Annotated in this window: 18 protein-coding genes and 1 riboswitch; of the genes, 13 read left to right on the forward strand and 5 right to left on the reverse strand. The window is 59.8% G+C overall.

Features of this window, described 5'->3' with window-relative positions; translation table 11 throughout:
* Positions 1–48 precede the first annotated feature (48 nt).
* The 4 genes from AB5Y80_RS20035 to ansB all read left to right on the forward strand — a co-directional run bounded on the left by AB5Y80_RS20035 (position 49) and on the right by ansB (position 3,722).
* A complete protein-coding gene (locus AB5Y80_RS20035) occupies positions 49–1,188 on the forward strand; it encodes a carbohydrate porin (RefSeq protein ID WP_042864880.1) in 1,140 nt (379 codons plus the stop codon).
* 126 nt (positions 1,189–1,314) lie between these two features.
* Positions 1,315–2,277: a LacI family DNA-binding transcriptional regulator gene (locus AB5Y80_RS20040; RefSeq protein ID WP_042864881.1), complete on the forward strand. Its 963-nt coding sequence runs from the start codon at positions 1,315–1,317 to the stop codon at positions 2,275–2,277.
* 62 nt (positions 2,278–2,339) lie between these two features.
* Positions 2,340–2,534, forward strand: a complete 195-nt coding sequence (locus tag AB5Y80_RS20045) for a heavy-metal-associated domain-containing protein (RefSeq protein ID WP_042015137.1) — start codon at positions 2,340–2,342, stop codon at positions 2,532–2,534.
* A 129-nt stretch (positions 2,535–2,663) separates the two neighbouring features.
* Complete coding sequence (gene ansB / locus AB5Y80_RS20050; protein ID WP_010675782.1) at positions 2,664–3,722, forward strand: L-asparaginase 2; 1,059 nt, start codon at positions 2,664–2,666, stop codon at positions 3,720–3,722.
* Between the two features lie 95 nt (positions 3,723–3,817).
* On the opposite strand, the gene AB5Y80_RS20055 is transcribed toward ansB, so the two are convergent.
* On the reverse strand, positions 3,818–4,804 hold the full coding sequence (locus tag AB5Y80_RS20055) for a sodium:calcium antiporter (RefSeq protein ID WP_368173446.1): 987 nt from the start codon (positions 4,802–4,804) through the stop codon (positions 3,818–3,820).
* An 89-nt stretch (positions 4,805–4,893) separates the two neighbouring features.
* Positions 4,894–5,000, reverse strand: a riboswitch (yybP-ykoY riboswitch).
* Between the two features lie 189 nt (positions 5,001–5,189).
* On the opposite strand from AB5Y80_RS20055, the gene AB5Y80_RS20060 reads away from it, so the two are divergent.
* Positions 5,190–5,777 carry a superinfection exclusion B family protein gene (locus AB5Y80_RS20060; protein WP_041213974.1) on the forward strand — a complete coding sequence of 196 codons (588 nt, stop codon included), beginning with the start codon at positions 5,190–5,192 and terminating at the stop codon, positions 5,775–5,777.
* 64 nt (positions 5,778–5,841) lie between these two features.
* Here the strand turns inward: AB5Y80_RS20060 and AB5Y80_RS20065 are convergent, their stop codons facing one another.
* The 3 genes from AB5Y80_RS20065 to AB5Y80_RS20075 all read right to left on the reverse strand — a co-directional run bounded on the left by AB5Y80_RS20065 (position 5,842) and on the right by AB5Y80_RS20075 (position 7,368).
* On the reverse strand, positions 5,842–6,300 hold the full coding sequence (locus AB5Y80_RS20065) for a methylglyoxal synthase (protein ID WP_041211864.1): 459 nt from the start codon (positions 6,298–6,300) through the stop codon (positions 5,842–5,844).
* 250 nt (positions 6,301–6,550) lie between these two features.
* Positions 6,551–7,030: a bacterioferritin gene (gene bfr / locus AB5Y80_RS20070; RefSeq protein WP_010675778.1), complete on the reverse strand. Its 480-nt coding sequence runs from the start codon at positions 7,028–7,030 to the stop codon at positions 6,551–6,553.
* Positions 7,031–7,161: 131 nt separating this feature from the next.
* Complete coding sequence (locus tag AB5Y80_RS20075; RefSeq protein WP_010675777.1) at positions 7,162–7,368, reverse strand: bacterioferritin-associated ferredoxin; 207 nt, start codon at positions 7,366–7,368, stop codon at positions 7,162–7,164.
* Between the two features lie 138 nt (positions 7,369–7,506).
* On the opposite strand from AB5Y80_RS20075, the gene AB5Y80_RS20080 reads away from it, so the two are divergent.
* The 6 genes from AB5Y80_RS20080 (at position 7,507) to AB5Y80_RS20105 (ending at position 14,444) form a co-directional block, all read left to right on the forward strand.
* Positions 7,507–7,821 (forward strand): HlyU family transcriptional regulator, encoded by a 315-nt coding sequence (locus AB5Y80_RS20080; RefSeq protein WP_041211748.1) that lies wholly within the window; start codon positions 7,507–7,509, stop codon positions 7,819–7,821.
* Entirely contained in the window at positions 7,818–9,890 is a 2,073-nt protein-coding gene (locus AB5Y80_RS20085) for a tRNA(Met) cytidine acetyltransferase TmcA (protein WP_368173447.1), read from the forward strand. The genes AB5Y80_RS20080 and AB5Y80_RS20085 overlap by 4 nt, the downstream gene beginning before the upstream one ends.
* A gap of 367 nt (positions 9,891–10,257) precedes the next feature.
* Positions 10,258–11,388, forward strand: a complete 1,131-nt coding sequence (gene coxB, locus AB5Y80_RS20090) for a cytochrome c oxidase subunit II (RefSeq protein ID WP_231959412.1) — start codon at positions 10,258–10,260, stop codon at positions 11,386–11,388.
* A 9-nt stretch (positions 11,389–11,397) separates the two neighbouring features.
* Positions 11,398–12,996 carry a cytochrome c oxidase subunit I gene (ctaD, locus tag AB5Y80_RS20095; protein ID WP_041211746.1) on the forward strand — a complete coding sequence of 533 codons (1,599 nt, stop codon included), beginning with the start codon at positions 11,398–11,400 and terminating at the stop codon, positions 12,994–12,996.
* Positions 12,997–13,005: 9 nt separating this feature from the next.
* The gene (locus AB5Y80_RS20100; RefSeq protein ID WP_139736451.1) at positions 13,006–13,560 is read left to right on the forward strand and encodes a cytochrome c oxidase assembly protein; all 555 of its coding nucleotides are present in this window, start codon (positions 13,006–13,008) and stop codon (positions 13,558–13,560) included.
* A gap of 2 nt (positions 13,561–13,562) precedes the next feature.
* Positions 13,563–14,444 (forward strand): cytochrome c oxidase subunit 3, encoded by an 882-nt coding sequence (locus tag AB5Y80_RS20105; protein ID WP_368173448.1) that lies wholly within the window; start codon positions 13,563–13,565, stop codon positions 14,442–14,444.
* An 8-nt stretch (positions 14,445–14,452) separates the two neighbouring features.
* Here AB5Y80_RS20105 and AB5Y80_RS20110 read toward each other — a convergent pair whose 3' ends face one another.
* The gene (locus AB5Y80_RS20110) at positions 14,453–14,632 is read right to left on the reverse strand and encodes a DUF2909 family protein (RefSeq protein WP_231563079.1); all 180 of its coding nucleotides are present in this window, start codon (positions 14,630–14,632) and stop codon (positions 14,453–14,455) included.
* Here AB5Y80_RS20110 and AB5Y80_RS20115 point away from each other — a divergent pair.
* Together AB5Y80_RS20115 and AB5Y80_RS20120 are read left to right on the forward strand one after the other, a co-directional pair.
* Positions 14,600–15,403 carry an SURF1 family protein gene (locus tag AB5Y80_RS20115; protein ID WP_368173449.1) on the forward strand — a complete coding sequence of 268 codons (804 nt, stop codon included), beginning with the start codon at positions 14,600–14,602 and terminating at the stop codon, positions 15,401–15,403. The two genes, AB5Y80_RS20110 and AB5Y80_RS20115, sit on opposite strands and share 33 nt — an antisense overlap.
* Positions 15,400–15,882, forward strand: a complete 483-nt coding sequence (locus AB5Y80_RS20120) for a hypothetical protein (RefSeq protein ID WP_368173450.1) — start codon at positions 15,400–15,402, stop codon at positions 15,880–15,882. Before AB5Y80_RS20115 ends, AB5Y80_RS20120 begins: the two co-directional genes overlap by 4 nt.
* Positions 15,883–15,904 lie beyond the last annotated feature (22 nt).

The following is a 15,904-nucleotide window of genomic DNA, read 5'->3' on the forward strand; positions in this document are numbered from 1 at the left end:
AAATAAGTGCTTGTATATCAAAAACATAAAACTCAAGGAATGATAATAATGAAACTGACAAACCTGTCCGCCCAGCTCCTTGCCATCCTGGCCCTGAGCACCCCTTTCATGGCCAGCGCCGTGGTGGAGACCAACACTGACTTCGGGCGCCTGAGCCTGGGGGGCGATGCGGAGATCAACCTGAACGCGTCCAATACCACCCGTGGCAACGTGCTGGGTCAAACCAGCGAGACCCGCACCGATCGCTGGGACGAGGATGGTCGCCTGCTGCTGAACTTCCTCGGAGTGCGAGAATTGGAAGATGGTCGCTACGGCCAGATCCAGATCCAGCCCACCATAGGAACCAACGGCGGTGCCGGTGCCGATGATGCGTACCTGGGGTTTGGCCAGCGCAGCAACTGGGGGATGAAGGTCGGCCGTTTCGAGGCCTATGATATGTTCCCACTGGGTCAGGACATCTTCGTCGAGCACTCAGGTGACAGCGCTAACGACCTCTACTCCGATGGCAATGGTTATGTCTACATGCTGAAGGAGGGTCGTGGCCGGGCAGGAAAGGGCGGCCAGCTGCTGCTCAACAAGGAGACGGGCAACTGGTATCTGGAGTTCTCCACCCTGATTGGGGACCGCACCAATCTGTTTGCAGGCCAGCAATACCATGGCTATGCGCTGACTAAGGCCAAGGACTCCATCATCGTGCGTCCCGTCATCGCCTGGAAGGGGGAGAACCTCAAGGTTGCTCTGGGGGCTGAGGGCAACGTGATCAGCGACGCCATCGTCACCAGCGATGACGTGTCCGTGTCCGATCGTATGGGTTACGGCCTCACCACCAGCTGGACCCAGGATGCCCTGGTCATCAACGCCAATGCGGCCCGTATGGACGCCGAGGATGAAACCGATACCACCCTGGGCGCCAACCTGCTTTGGCACAATGCCGGCCTGGGTTACATCTATGCCATCAACGACATCAGCAGCGCCAATCTGAACAACAACAGCGCTGACTTCGGCAAGATGGTGGGCAAGCACACCATCAACACCGTCTATGCCTCCTACAAGATCCCGAGCGTGCTGGATCTGGACAACTTCGACATCTATCTAGGGGCCTACTGGTCCCAGCTGAATGTCGACAGCGCCGAGGTGGACAACATCGATCGCTACGGTGGTCGGGTGCGCTTCAAATATTACTTCTGATGGAAGCCAGATTGGCAGAGGGGGGCAAGGGCCCCCTTTTTCATTGACCAGAGTGCCGGCCCTTACCGGAGGTCGCTGGCCTGTGCTAGGATGGAGACCTGTTAACCGGTTACCGTTGATGAAGCCATGGCCAATATTACCGATGTGTCGCGCCTCGCGAATGTGTCTAAAGCCACCGTTTCCCGCGTCCTGAGCGGCTCGCGCGGCGTGCGAGAAGAGAGCCGGTTGGCCGTGTTGCAAGCCGCCGAGCAGCTGAATTTCCGACCCAATGCCACGGCCCGCTCCCTGGCTACCCAGGCGACTGATTGTGTGGGCATCATCCTCTCCCCCCAGCTTGGTAACCGTCTGGCGAGCATGTTGCCACTGCTGGAAGGGGCGCTGGCCAAGACGGGCAAGAGCATGCTGGTGCGCTTTGCCGATGAGGCGCAGCAACAGCAGCAGGCGGTCGATGAGCTGCTGGGAGGACGCTGTGATGGTGTCTTGGTGCTTGGTACCAAGCAGCCTCTGAATCCGGATCCGCGCCTCATCCAGCTCGATGGGGTGAGCGACACCGACAACCTCAATCTCTGCTACGACCTGACCTTCGCCACCGAGAGCGCCTGCCGCTTCCTGCTCGGCAAGGGTCATCGCCAGCTGGTGCTGATGCTGGATGACAAGAGTTCCCCGGCGGGAAAGAGCGCAATTCAAGGCTATCAGCAGGCCCTGCAGCAGCAATCCCTGCCCTATAACAGCCAGCTGGTGATCGACGGTACCGACAACCAGCAGGCGCTGCTCGGCCTGCTCAATCGCTACCTGCCCTTCACCGCGCTGTTGGTGCAGCAAGATGCCCAGGCTGCCGACGCCATGCGGCTGTTGCGCGAGTTCAACCTCCAGATCCCTCAGGATGTCTCCGTCATCAGCCTGGAGGGCTCCGCCCTGGCGAGCCAGCTGACCCCGCCGCTGACCTGCATCGAATACCCGAGCGAGCGACTGGCCCAGGAGAGCGTGCGGGTGTTGCAGGCGCAACTGGCGCAGAGTCTGCGGCCGGCTGATGAACAGCAGAAATTCCAGGGGCGTCTGGTGGTGCGTGAATCCGTGGTGGCCCGCTAGAGCTTGACCTTGCCGGAGGCGGCAGCTTTAGGCTGATTGCACATCGACAGAGGAGAGAGCCCATGACCATCGAACTCACCGTTACCGGCATGTCTTGCGGCGGCTGCGCTGCCAGCCTGCAAAAGGCCTTGCTGGCCCAGCCAGCAGTCCGCACCGCCACGGTCGACTTTGCCAGCCGCCAGGCCGTCATCGAGAGCGAGCTGAGCAAAGCCGAGTTGATCGCCCTGATCGAGGCGAGAGGCTTTCAGGTAGAGTGAATTATCACTTAATTGGTAGTAAACAGACTAATATTCTGTTTACTTCTTTTTATTGGTGAGAATGATCACTTAAATCCCGTTTAAAAAGAATAAAAATGCTGCAATTCCCTCATCCAAAAGGATTGCAGCATGACCCTTCCCATTCGCAAGACCCTGATCGCCGCCGTGCTCGGCCTGACCCTCTCCCCTATGGCCATGGCGCTGCCCAGCGTGCACATTCTGGCCACCGGCGGCACCATCGCCGGGGCGGGCCAGTCCGCCACCCAGTCCAACTACGAGGCCGGCAAGGTGGCCATCGAGACGCTGATCGCCGCCGTGCCCGAGATGAAAAACGTGGCCGACGTGCAGGGTGAGCAGGTGGTCAAGATCGGCTCCCAGGACATGAACGACGAGGTGTGGCTCACGCTCGCCAAGCGCGTCAACGCGCTGCTGGCCAGGGATGACGTGGACGGCATCGTCATCACCCACGGCACCGACACCATGGAGGAGACCGCCTACTTCCTCAATCTGACCGTCAAGAGCGACAAGCCGGTGGTGCTGGTGGGCGCCATGCGCCCCTCCACCGCCATGAGCGCCGACGGCCCGATGAACCTCTACAACGCCGTGGTGACCGCCTCCGACCCCGCCTCAAAGGGACGTGGCGTCATGGTGGCGATGAACGACACCGTGCTGGATGCCCGCGACGTCACCAAGACCAACACCACAGGAGTGCAGACCTTCGCCTCCCCCAACTTCGGCCCGCTCGGCTACATCCACAACGGCAAGATCGACTACCAGCGCAGCCCGGCCCGTCTGCATACCAGCAAGACCCCGTTCGACGTGAGCAAGCTCGACAAGCTGCCCCAGGTCGGCATCGTCTACAGCTACGCCAACGCCTCGGACCTGCCGGCCAAGGCCCTGGTGGATGCCAAGTTTGACGGCATCGTCAGCGCCGGGGTGGGCAACGGCAACCTCTACCACACCCTGTTCGACACCCTGGCCAAGGCGAGCAAGGACGGCATTCGCGTGGTGCGCTCCGCCCGCGTGCCGACCGGCTCCACCACCCTGGATGCCGAGATCGATGACGCCAAGTACGGCTTCGTCGCCGCCGAGACCCTCAACCCGCAGAAAGCGCGGGTGCTGCTGATGCTCGCCCTGACCCAGAGCAAGGATCCGGCCCAGATCCAGCGCTGGTTCCAGCAGTTCTGAGACCTCGGCTCGGCCTGATTGAGACTACTTTGTGAGATGAAGGGCAGGATGGGATCCTGCCCTTTCTTGTTGGGCCGGGGGCGGATGCCGGGCCCTCAGCTCATTATCAGCCAGCCGCAGAAACCCAGGTAAACCAGTCCCACCAGGGCGAGCCTGCCCGCCGTCATCCGCTCCCGACTGAACCCCCTCCACAGCAGCGCGACCGCCAGCAGCGTCACCAGGGAGGAGGCCATCATGGTGCTGTCCAGCAGCCAGGGGGTGAACAGCAGGCAGAACGCCTTGGGAATGGTGCCCTGGATCATCATGGCGCCGGAGATATTCGCCAGTGCCAGCCGGTGCTTGCCCTGCCGCACCCAGATGAGCACGTTCATCAGCTCGGGCATTTCGGTGGCCACCGGGCTCAGCAGCAGGGCGGCCACTACCGGAGAGAGACCGAACAGCTCGCCCATGTTCTCCAGCTGGTGAACGAACAGCTGGGCCGCCAGCGCTACCACACCGAGCGCCACCAGGGTTTGCAGCAGCACCTTGTCGAGCGCCGGGATCCTGGCGTGCGGATCCAGCTTGAGGGGGGAGGGCAATTCCGCATCGTGGCTGTCGGTCTGTTTCAGCTCACGTCGCACATAGAGGAGGTAGATCAGCACGAACAGGGGGGCCAGCCAGGTTTTATCGGTGAAGGCCATCATGCCAAGCAGCACGGCCAACAGGAAGATACCGGCAAACCAGGCCTGATCGCGGCCTATCTCGCGCTGCACCTCACCATGAATGACCCTGTGCCCATGGTCCAGGCACAGCAGCAGGGTCACGCCAACGGCGGCATAGCCAAGGGTGGAGAGCACCAGGGGACCGCCGAGGGCCGCACCTATGCCTATCTGCTGCTGGGCGGGGGCATCACCCATCAGCAGGGCGGTCAGGGTGACGATACATTCGGGCAGGGCCGTGCCGAGGGCCGCCAGCAGAGAACCGGTGGCACTTTGGGACAGTTTGAAATGATGGCCGGTCCATTCGATGCCGTTGACGAAGTATTCGCAGGCCAGATAGATGGTGACGGCAGAGATCAGAAATAACAGCAGGGTGATCAGCATGATGAGTAACCGCCAGGCGAGCAGAACAACCGATGGACCCGATACGGCTCGCCCGGCTGGCGTGCATATCGGGGCCAAAGGTCTTGCAGGACGATAGGTGCTATCGCCGCCCATGCCATGGATCTGCGGATCCAAGAGTGTTGACATGGGCCCTGCCCGGATTTCGGGCGGGTTGCTACTCTCCAGTGACAGTGTGGGATTTTTACCAAGTGGCTCGGTGAGGCGCAAGGCCAACAGGGGATGATCCGTGCGACAAGTTGTAAAAGGATGTGACAACCCTCGACTCTCCCGTCCGGGATCCTGATCTTTTTACGGGGATCCTTGTGCTGGCACAGTGATTGCTATGAATTGGCTACTGTCCACATTGACTTGGGAAGGGTGAACGATGAAACGGTGGATCCAACATTTTTACCAGCTTAATCGCCTCAACTGGCTGATGGTCTGGCTGCTGCTCTGCTGCAGCATCATCCTGCTGTTTCCGGCCGGATTGATGAAAGGTGCCGTGAGCCAGTGGGCCACGGCTCATGCGGCCTGGCTTGGGGTCGGCATGTTGATCGCCATCTCCTATTTCTGCAGTCAGGGCTTCCTGATCGCCTGGGAGTGGGCCTGTGACGAGTGGCAGTCCCGCCGCCAGCAGGATCAACTGGCCCAGATGATTGGCTTCCTCGACTTCAACGAGAAGGCGGTGCTGCGGGAGTTCGTACTGCAACGGAAAAGCGTCATAAACCTGCCGATCACCGAACCCGCCGTCAAAAACCTGATGGATGCCGGCGTGCTCACCTACGCCTACGGCAAGCCGGCGCGAGAGAAGGAGGACGAGAACCAGATCCGCGCCCTGATGATCGCCCTGCCAGCGCGCCCTCTGCTGACCTACAAGGTTCTGGGGCTGTCGCGGGGCAAGATGAGCGACGAGCAGGTGGAGCAGATCATGAATGCCAGGCCCAAATTCGCGCAGAAAAGCCTCCAGCGCTGACCTTCTCTCCCCATGAAAGAAAAGAGCCGGACATCTGTTCCGGCTCTTTGCTGTCTGGCGTTGCTTATTCGGTTCTGGCCTTGAGGTAGCCGGCGTAGTCGGGCACCTGGACGCTGAATGCCTGCTGCATGTGCGGGCTGTCCATGATGAAGTCCGCCGTCGCCTCGTTGGTGGCGACCGGGATGTTCCAGACGGCCGCGAGGCGCAGCAGGGCCTTGACGTCAGGATCGTGGGCGGCGGGATTGAGGGGATCCCAGAAGAAGATCATCACGTCTATCTTCCCTTCGGCGATGAGGGCGCCGAGCTGCTGATCCCCTCCCATGGGGCCGGAGAAGAGGCAGGTAATGGGCAGTTGCGCCTTCTTGCCGAGCAGGGTGCCCGTGGTGCCGGTCGCATAGAGATGGTGGAGCTTGAGCTCCTCCTTGCGGCGCAGCACCCAGTTCAGCAGAGGGGCTTTCATGTTGTCGTGAGCCACCAGGGCAACCCGTTTGTGGGGCGCCATCTCGCGTGCAATCAGTTCCATGGAGGTCATCCGTAGCAAAATGATGGGAATGGGGTCGTATCCTAATCGAAAGCGGCGCCTGCCGCTGCCCCATGCATCGTAACTGTGATCCCGGAGGCGGTTCAATCTGGCGCCTGCCATCCTGACAGCCTCTGGCCTGCCTTGTCAGCAACCAGGTTGGCTACCGTATCGTTGGGTAAGATCTCTGCCGCTGGTGCCATGAAAAAACCCGCCTGGGCGGGTTGGGATTGTCTCTTGATGTCATCGCGATTCAGGATGACTCGGCATGGAGCTGGGATTGCTGGTAGTTTTCCAGACCGATACGGGCGATGAGATCGAGCTGGGTTTCTAGCCAGTCCACATGCTCCTCTTCATCTTCCAGGATCTCCTGGAACAGGTCGCGGCTGACGTAGTCCTGCACGGACTCGGCATAGGTGATGGCGACTTTCAGGTCGGGGATGGCGTCCATTTCCAGAGACAAGTCACAGCGCAGCATCTCTTCCACCGTCTCACCGATGCGTAGCTTGCCCAGATCCTGCAAGTTGGGCAGCCCTTCCAGAAACAGCACCCGCTTGACCAGCTCGTCGGCATGTTTCATCTCATCGATGGATTCGTGATACTCCTTGTGCCCCAGCCCCTTGAGGCCCCAGTCATCATAGATGCGGGCATGCAGGAAGTATTGGTTGATGGCAACAAGCTCATTGGCCAGCACCTTGTTGAGGTGGGCAATGATTTTGGGATCTCCTTTCATCGACATTACTCCTCGTGTTCGAGCCTAGGCAACGATCACTAGAGCTTAGTCCAGAAACATGACCATAACGTGATGGGGAAAGTCGTCCCCTGGAGGGCAGAAGGAGAGATGAAGACGAGAAGTCGGCGGTTTTACGCCACTTCGTAATAGAGCGGTGCCTGCTCTGACTCCATCTTGTCGATTTCGGTAGCGATGATCTCCATCGCCATGCGCACACATTTACCACATTGAGCACCGACTTCCAGCGACTGTTTCAACTGTCGGAATTCAGTCTTGCCTGCCTGTACCGCCTTGCGGATCTGGTTATCTGTGATGCCGCGGCACAAACACACGTACATAATCTGGACCTCATGCTGGAATGAGATGAAATCTAAATGAGAATGGTTCGTAGTGCAAAGAACGAATGGTAATAAGATCCCGTGCTTGCCAGTGATTCCACCCTTGGGGAGAATGCCTGCATCAGAGAGGATGCGAACATGTTCAAAAAACTATTCAATGCCCTGTTCAAGGGAGAGATCGCCCAGAGCCCCGAGGTTGAGCCCATCGAATACATGGGCTATCTCATCTATCCCGAGCCCATGGCGGAAGGGGGGCAATACAGGCTGGCCGGTCGCATCACCAGGGAGATCGACGGGCAATTACAGACCCATCGCTTCATCCGCTCCGATCTCTTTGCCAACCCGGCGGATGCCGAGCGCTTCATGGTGCAAAAGGCCCATACCTTCATCGACCAGATGGGGGAGCGCATGTTTGAACCCCGCGTGAAGCCAGACGCCAGTCCAGCTCCATGATGTCAGCCGAGCTGCTCGCCTTGCGCCACGCTATCGCTCATGCCGGCGAGCGGCGTCTGATCTGGCTGGAAGGGGAGGAGGATGACTGCATCGTTCGTGCCGAATCCTTGCTGTGGGGGGCCGTGTTCTGGCTGGGGCAGGGTCCTGAGCGTCATGCTCCGCAGCCTGCCGCCAAGGCGCTTCAACGGCTCGGTCAGGAGTGTGACACCCTGGTATTCAATGCCTTCAGCGGTTTTCACCCCGATGCATTCGGTGCCTTGGCGGGGACATTGAGGGCTGGGGGGCTCTTGCTTCTGCTGACCCCGCCGCGTGAGGCATGGCCGACCTACCCAGACCCTGATCGTCAGAGGCTGGTCGCCCAGCCAGAGGAGGCCGATCGTGCCGGGCAGGGGTTCATCTCCCGTCTGGTACGGTTGCTGGAAGAAGATCCGGCGCGAGATCTGACGCCTGCCTCTTGTGATATGACCTGGCAGCCTCTTGACGGGGACCGGCCGCTGAGCGCGGATCAGGCCCGTGCGCTGCCCGCCATCCACAACGTGTTGCACGGCCATCGCCGTCGCCCCCTGGTGCTGAGCGCCGATCGCGGTCGTGGCAAGAGCGCCGTGCTGGGGCTGGCGAGCGCCGACTTGCTGAGTCGGGATCCGGCCTTGAGGATAGCGGTGACTGCCCCTTCCCACGCTACAGTGGCGACACTTTTTGCCCATGCAGAGCGCGCGCTGGCAGAGATGCCTGAGCGGCTGGCCGGTCTGAGCTATGTGTCCCCTGATCGGGTGGCTCAAGGAGACGTGCTGGCGGATCTGCTGTTGGTAGATGAGGCCGCCGCCATCCCGACCCCACTGCTGGAGGCCATGCTGGCCCGCCACAGTCGCATTGTCTTCGCTACAACGGAGCACGGCTATGAGGGGACGGGGCGCGGCTTTCATCTGCGCTTCAAGCGGATACTCGATGAGCAAACCCCGGATTGGCAGGAGCTGCGCCTGGTGGAGCCCATTCGCTGGAGCCTGAGCGATCCGCTGGAGCCTCTGATCTTCCGGCTCCTTGGTCTGAATGCCGACATATCGGCACCTCATCCCCCGACATCACCGACCTGGCGCCTGGTCGGACAAGATGAGCTGGCCCGTGATGACGCGCTGCTCAATCGGGTGTTCGGCCTGCTCGTGCTGGCTCACTACCAGACCAGCCCCAGTGATCTGCGGTATTTGCTGGAGGGGCCGGATCTCGACATTCATCTGATGGAGCAGGGACAGGAGTTGCTCGGGGTGGCGCTGGTCGCGCGGGAGGGCAATATACCCCCTGATCTGGCGCATGCGATCTGGGCCGGACGAAGGCGCCCTCGTGGACATCTGCTGCCCCAGTCGCTGCTGGCCCACGCCGGTTTCGTGACGGCGGGGGAGCGCTCTTATGCCAGGGTGATGCGCATCGCCATCCATCCTGCCCTTCATCGTCTCGGGCTGGGGTCCAGGTTGCTGGACAAGCTGGTATCACATTACCGGGCATTAGGTGTCGATTATCTGGGTTCTGCCTTCTCCGCCAGTCCAGATCTGCTGCCATTCTGGCTCAAGGCGGGATTGAAGGTGCTGCGTCTTGGTCTGCAACGCGATGCGGCCAGCGGCAGTCATGCAGCCTTACTGCTGATGCCGCTGCAATCGGAATATTACGCCGAGCTGGCGCAGTGGCGACAACGTTTCATGAGCCAGTTGCCGGCCCTGCTGGCTGGTGAACTCAAGAGGCTGGATACCGAACTGGTCTGGCTATCCCTCAGAGGCGGACCTGTCACTCATGTGCAGGATCTGGATGAATTCGAGCATCGGGAACTCGATTGCTTTGCCCACCATCACAAGCCATTCGAATTGTGCCAGGGGACACTGCAACGCTGGCTGCTCCGGCAAGTGATGATGCTGGACGGGTTGAGTCAGGATGAACGACGGTTGCTGATCGCCACCATCTGGCAATATGCGCCCTGGTCCGAGCTGGCTGCCCGACAGGGCGTCGCGGGCAAACCCACCCTGATAAAAGCACTGCGCTCCCTGCTGGCCAGACTGCTGGCTCAGCAAGCACCAGCGGGCTGACCCCGCCTCTTGCACGGCAGAAAACCACGGAGCCCGGGAGGAGCCCATGGCCCCTCCCGGGTTCTGCACATCGATTCGACTCACCATGGCTGAAGCTCTCCCCGTTCAAGGCGCGGCCACCACTGGACCCGCTTGTCCCTCTTCCCTGCTCGCGTTTTGCCCATTGCCACTGCTCTGATGAGCCTGACCAAGGCTATCTGCATTTTGGTTTTTTCTGAATATGGACTAATACTTGAATGTGAAATGAATTTTAATAAATGCATTATTTTCAGATGGTTAGCATTTGGTTTGTCGAATGTAGGCCATCTTCTCCAACGTGCACAGGGAGTGCAATGTGAGAAACGATGCAGCTCAGGCAGGTGCCGGAATGATGATGTGGTTCATCAGCAGCAGCGCCTTTGCCAATGAGATCCGGTTCAACATGACGCGCGGGGCCACCGCCATCAGCCAGCAGGTCTATGACCTGCATATGACGATTTTCTATATCTGTTGCGTCATCGGTCTGCTCGTCTTCGGCATCATGTTCTGGTCCATCGTGCACCATCGAAAATCGCGCGGTGCCAAAGCCGCCCAGTTTCACGAAAGCACCCGCATCGAGTTGCTGTGGACGGCCATCCCCGTGTTGATACTGATCGCGATGGCGGCACCGGCAACCTCGACCCTGTTGAAGATGGAGGATACCTCCAAGGCCGATCTCACCGTCCTCGTCACGGGCTCGCAATGGAAATGGCATTACAAATACCTCGAGTATCCGGTGGCGTTTTATTCCCTGCTGGCGACCAGCAAACAGCAGATCTCCGGTGATGCCCCCAAGGGCGGCAATTATCTGCTGGAGGTGGATAACCCTCTGGTGTTGCCGGTCGGCAAGAAGATCCGTTTCCTGATGACCTCGGACGATGTCATCCACTCCTGGTGGGTTCCCGCCTTCGCCGTGAAAAAAGATGCCAATCCTGGCTACATCAACGAATCCTGGACGCGGATCGACAAGCCGGGCACCTATCGTGGGCAGTGCGCCGAGCTGTGCGGCAAGGATCACGGTTTCATGCCCGTGGTTGTGGTGGCCAAATCCGCAGAGGAGTTCGAGACGTGGATTGCCAGGAAGGGAGACGAGCAGGCAACCGCCAAGGCACAGCAACAGGCGCAGGCAGCGGAGACCATGACGTTGCCACAAGCCATGGCGCTGGGGGAGAAAGTCTATCTGGGCCACTGTGCGGCCTGTCATCAGCCCGCGGGTACCGGATTGCCCGGCATCTTCCCGGCGCTCAATGGCAGCAAGGTGACCACACAGGCGGAGCATCGTGCCCAGCATCTGGATACGGTGTTGCATGGCCGGAGTGGTACGGCGATGCAACCTTTTGGCAAACAGTTGACGGCACAGGAACTCGCCGCCGTCATCACCTATGAACGCAATGCCTGGGATAACAAGACCGGTGACCTTGTGCAGCCAGCCGAGGTGCAGTCCCTTCTCAACCCGGCCAATCCGGACAAGGACAAGTGAGGCGTCGGCATGAGTGATGGAATCACGGATACCCCGCACAGCGAACATGTCCACCAGCCAGCGGCCGGTCTGAGGCGCTGGCTCTACACCACCAATCACAAGGACATCGGTACCCTCTATCTGTGCTTTGCCCTCACCATGTTCTTTACCGGTGGCGCCATGGCCATGGTGATCCGGGCAGAACTGTTCCAGCCCGGACTGCAACTGGTGGAACCCCTGTTTTTCAACCAGATGACCACAGTACACGGCCTCATCATGGTCTTTGGTGCCGTCATGCCCGCTTTCACCGGCCTCGCCAACTGGCTGATCCCCATCATGATTGGGGCCCCTGACATGGCGCTGCCCCGCATGAACAACTGGAGCTTCTGGATCCTGCCGTTTGCTTTCCTCATCCTCCTGTCGAGCCTGTTTATGGAGGGAGGCGGCCCCAGTTCTGGCTGGACCTTCTATGCCCCCCTGTCTACCCAGTACAGCGGCAACAGCACGGCCCTGTTTGTCTTTGCCATTCACATCATGGGGATCTCCTCCATCATGGGGGCCATCAACGTCATCGTGACCATCTTCAACCTGCGGGCGCCGGGCATGGGCTGGATGGAGATGCCGCTGTTTGTCTGGACCTGGCTCATCACGGCGTTTCTGCTCATCGCTGTCATGCCGGTGCTGGCGGCTGCGGTGACCATGGTGCTGACGGACAAGTATTTCGGGACCAGTTTCTTCGATGCGGCCGGTGGGGGGGATCCTGTCCTGTTTCAGCACATTTTCTGGTTCTTCGGGCACCCGGAAGTCTACATCATGATATTGCCGGCTTTCGGCATCGTCTCCAGCATCATTCCGACCTTCTCCCGCAAGAAGCTGTTCGGTTATCGCTCCATGGTCTATGCCACCAGCAGCATCGCCTTGCTCTCCTTCATGGTCTGGGCTCACCACATGTTCACCACCGGATTGCCCGTGGTGGCGGAGCTGTTCTTCATGTACACCACCATGCTGATCGCGGTGCCGACAGGGGTAAAGGTGTTCAACTGGCTTGCCACCATGTGGCGTGGTTCTCTGACATTCGAGACCCCCATGCTGTTTGCCATCGCCTTCATCACCCTGTTCACCATTGGCGGTTTCTCCGGGCTGATGCTGGCCATGACACCGGCTGATTTTCAGTATCACGACACCTATTTCGTAGTGGCCCATTTCCACTATGTGCTGGTGACCGGTGCCGTCTTCTCGATCCTGGCTGCGGCCTACTACTGGTTGCCGAAATGGACGGGGCACATGTATGACGAGCGGCTCGGCCAATGGCATTTCTGGTGTTCGCTCGTCTCGGTCAATGTGCTGTTTTTCCCCATGCATTTTGTCGGGCTGGCGGGCATGCCTCGCCGCATTCCCGATTACGCCCTGCAATTTGCTGACTTCAACATGCTGATCAGCCTGGGGGGCTTTGCCTTCGGCCTGTCCCAACTGCTGTTTGTCTGGGGCGTGGTCAAATGCATCAGAGGCGGAGCCAAGGCGAGCGATCGGGTATGGGAGGGGGCCGAGGGGCTGGAATGGACGCTCTCTTCTCCCCCTCCTTATCACAGTTTCCAGACTCCGCCGGATATCCGGTCGGAAGAGCGTTAGGGAGGTCATATGACCCAGGTCAGTCATGCCCCCTTGCTCAGAAAACTGGCTCTGGTCGTGCTCGTCATGTTTGGTTTTGCCTTTGCTCTGGTGCCGCTTTATGACGTCTTCTGCCGGATCACCGGCCTCAATGGCAAGACGTCTGATCAAGCGGCCAGTACGGAGCGGGCGGTGATTGACAGCAAGCGGAGCATCCAGATCGAGTTTCTTGCTCAGGCGGATACCCGGATGCCGTGGGAGTTCAGCGGTGAGACGACTCGGCTGTCGGTGCGGCCGGGGGAGGTGAAGATGGTCAACTTTCGGGTCTTCAATCCCACGGAGCGGACCATGGTGGGTCAGGCGGTCCCGTCGGTCTCTCCCGGTCCCGCCGCAGCCTATCTGAAGAAAGTGGAGTGTTTCTGCTTCAATCGCCAGGAGCTGAGGGCAGGGCAGAGCAAGCTGATGCCGCTCAAGTTCTATATCGATCCGGCACTACCGGACAGCATCAATACCATCACGCTTTCCTACTCGCTCTATGACATCACGGAGTCCGTACCTGCACCGGCACTCGCACAGAGGAAATGACCATGGCCAAGGTGAACCAGACCTATTATGTCCCGGACCAGAGTCGCTGGCCCATCATTGGTGCCATTGCACTGTTTTTCCTGGCGTTGGGGGCGGGACATCTGGTCAATGAAGTGGCGAGTGGGCAGACCGGTTTCGGCCGGTATCTGATGATGGCCGGTGTCGCCCTGCTGGCATTCATGTTGTTTGGCTGGTTCCGTCACATCATCCGGGAGTCCATGACCGGGCTCTACAGCGCCCAGATGGACAGATCCTTCAGGCAGGGCATGGTCTGGTTCATCTTCTCCGAAGTGATGTTCTTTCTGGCTTTTTTCGGAGTGCTGTTCTATGCCCGCCAGCTTGCGGTGCCCTGGCTGGATGGTGCGGGCCACAGGGTGATGACGGGCCAGCTGCTGTGGCCGGATTTCACCGCTCACTGGCCCCTGCTCAAGACGCCCGGCGGGGCCACGACCCAGGCCATGCCCTGGCAGGGGATCCCCCTCATCAATACCCTGATCCTGCTCGGCTCCTCCGTGACCCTGCTGTTTGCACACATGAGTCTGGAAAGCGGCAGACGGATGCGGCTCAAGGGGATGTTGCTGGCTACCGTGGTGCTCGGGCTGACATTCCTGTGGTTTCAAGGCTATGAGTATCTGCATGCCTATCGGGATCTCGGGCTGCGGCTGGATTCAGGCATCTATGGCAATACCTTCTTCATTCTGACCGGGTTCCATGGACTGCACGTGCTGCTGGGCACCCTTTTCCTGACCATCATCTGGCTGCGCATCATGTTGAGGGATCATTTCACCCCACAGCGTCATTTCGCTTTCCAGGCTGCGGCCTGGTATTGGCACTTCGTCGATGTGGTCTGGCTCTGTCTGTTCGTCTTTGTCTACCTGCTTTGATGCCGTGCTCAGTAGGGGCGCGGGTTGGGTTCCAGCCAGCCCATCGCGAGAGAGAGCAGCAGTATGATGACCACCAGCAGGGAGAAGAAGACGCGCCGGCCCAGAGGTACCGACATCTTTTGCGTATTGCCTGCACTGAGCATCAGCCAGAGGGCGTGAAACAGCTGGCCGATGATGAGCAGCAGCATGAGTATCAGAACGACCTTGATCAACATCTTGGGATCCTCCTCGATATGCGCGATTCGGCTGCACGAGACAAGCGACGACCATGGCATCACAGACGCTGGTTCGTCTTGTTGTTCACTCTGGTGGTGACGGCCGGTTTGTGCAAGCTGGCGTTCTGGCAGTGGCAGCGCGGAATGGAAAAAACGGCCTGGCTGGCGCAGATGGCAAAGATGCAGCAGGCCGGGCCAAGGACATTGGCCCAGATCGACTGGCAACACCCGGAGTCACTGGATGGCCAGCCTCTGCAAGGGAAAGCCGAGTGGGTCAGCCCTTATGTCTGGTTGCTGGACAACCAGATCGTCAACGGGGAGGTTGGCTATGACGTGCTCATCCCGGTACGCGCAGAGGGAGGATCCTCACTGTTGCTGGTCAACCTGGGATGGGTGCCCGCGCCATCCGACAGGTCGCAATTACCCAATCCCGCCATCCCCGCCGCAATGACCCTTGAAGGTGTTCTGCGCATGGCTCCCGGCAGCTTCCTGCTGGGACAGAACATAGAACCAGGCCCCTACCCGAACCGGCTGCAATCCATCAGGGTCGAGACCCTGCGACAGGCAATCGGAGCCCCGCTTGCAGACGCCGTGTTGTATCAAAGACGAACCCCATTCCTCTATCACTACCAGCACAATGTCATACCTCCTGAAAAACACCGGGCCTATTCGGTGCAATGGCTCGGCTTGGCGCTGGTGGTTCTGTCAGGGGGGGTCATGCTGACGAGGAGGTGCTCCCCATGAGCGGATGGCGACGCTGGCGGGTGCCAGCGCTCTTTGCTGCGGTGATCCTGCTGCCTGTGGTGCTGGCGGCTCTGACGCTTCACCAGGGCTGGTATGAACCCGGCACGCGCAGCAAGGGGCACTGGCTGCACCAGGAGATCTACCTGTTGAAACCGCTTCCTGCCCATCAGCACCAATGGCGACTGGTCTATCTGGTGGCCCCTCGCTGCGAGGGGCAATGCCGGCAGGTCCCTGTGCTGATGGCGCGCATCCAGGCTGCACTTGGCCGCAACCTGGACAAGCTGGAGCTGGTCCAGTTGACGCCATCTCACGAGGCAAACAGTGAAATGAGGGAGGGGGATATACTGCTGGTGGACGCCCGCGGGCTGGCCATCTTGCGTTACGAGGTACCCGGCAGCACGACGACCTGGCCGTTGCTTGGCAAGGCGGTACTGTCGGATCTGCAGCAACTGCTCAAGTATCAGCGTGGGGTGCAGTGACGATGCAGCCGGCATGGAACTC

This window comes from Aeromonas sp. R2-1 (genome assembly GCF_040908425.1).
GTDB classification, from domain to species: Bacteria; Pseudomonadota; Gammaproteobacteria; order Enterobacterales; family Aeromonadaceae; genus Aeromonas; species Aeromonas caviae.

What these genes read in the sequence shown, in the direction of transcription:
- bfr (WP_010675778.1), bottom strand. Translation starts at nt 7,030, where the DNA reads ATGAAAGGAGATCCCAAAATCATTGCCCACCTCAACAAGGTGCTGGCC.
- coxB (WP_231959412.1), top strand. Translation starts at nt 10,258, where the DNA reads ATGATGATGTGGTTCATCAGCAGCAGCGCCTTTGCCAATGAGATCCGG.
- AB5Y80_RS20045 (WP_042015137.1), top strand. Translation starts at nt 2,340, where the DNA reads ATGACCATCGAACTCACCGTTACCGGCATGTCTTGCGGCGGCTGCGCT.
- AB5Y80_RS20080 (WP_041211748.1), top strand. Translation starts at nt 7,507, where the DNA reads ATGTTCAAAAAACTATTCAATGCCCTGTTCAAGGGAGAGATCGCCCAG.
- AB5Y80_RS20105 (WP_368173448.1), top strand. Translation starts at nt 13,563, where the DNA reads ATGGCCAAGGTGAACCAGACCTATTATGTCCCGGACCAGAGTCGCTGG.
- ctaD (WP_041211746.1), top strand. Translation starts at nt 11,398, where the DNA reads ATGAGTGATGGAATCACGGATACCCCGCACAGCGAACATGTCCACCAG.
- AB5Y80_RS20040 (WP_042864881.1), top strand. Translation starts at nt 1,315, where the DNA reads ATGGCCAATATTACCGATGTGTCGCGCCTCGCGAATGTGTCTAAAGCC.
- AB5Y80_RS20100 (WP_139736451.1), top strand. Translation starts at nt 13,006, where the DNA reads ATGACCCAGGTCAGTCATGCCCCCTTGCTCAGAAAACTGGCTCTGGTC.
- AB5Y80_RS20065 (WP_041211864.1), bottom strand. Translation starts at nt 6,300, where the DNA reads ATGGAACTGATTGCACGCGAGATGGCGCCCCACAAACGGGTTGCCCTG.
- AB5Y80_RS20035 (WP_042864880.1), top strand. Translation starts at nt 49, where the DNA reads ATGAAACTGACAAACCTGTCCGCCCAGCTCCTTGCCATCCTGGCCCTG.
- AB5Y80_RS20120 (WP_368173450.1), top strand. Translation starts at nt 15,400, where the DNA reads ATGAGCGGATGGCGACGCTGGCGGGTGCCAGCGCTCTTTGCTGCGGTG.
- AB5Y80_RS20085 (WP_368173447.1), top strand. Translation starts at nt 7,818, where the DNA reads ATGATGTCAGCCGAGCTGCTCGCCTTGCGCCACGCTATCGCTCATGCC.
- AB5Y80_RS20055 (WP_368173446.1), bottom strand. Translation starts at nt 4,804, where the DNA reads ATGCTGATCACCCTGCTGTTATTTCTGATCTCTGCCGTCACCATCTAT.
- AB5Y80_RS20075 (WP_010675777.1), bottom strand. Translation starts at nt 7,368, where the DNA reads ATGTACGTGTGTTTGTGCCGCGGCATCACAGATAACCAGATCCGCAAG.
- ansB (WP_010675782.1), top strand. Translation starts at nt 2,664, where the DNA reads ATGACCCTTCCCATTCGCAAGACCCTGATCGCCGCCGTGCTCGGCCTG.
- AB5Y80_RS20060 (WP_041213974.1), top strand. Translation starts at nt 5,190, where the DNA reads ATGAAACGGTGGATCCAACATTTTTACCAGCTTAATCGCCTCAACTGG.
- AB5Y80_RS20110 (WP_231563079.1), bottom strand. Translation starts at nt 14,632, where the DNA reads ATGCTGCTGCTCATCATCGGCCAGCTGTTTCACGCCCTCTGGCTGATG.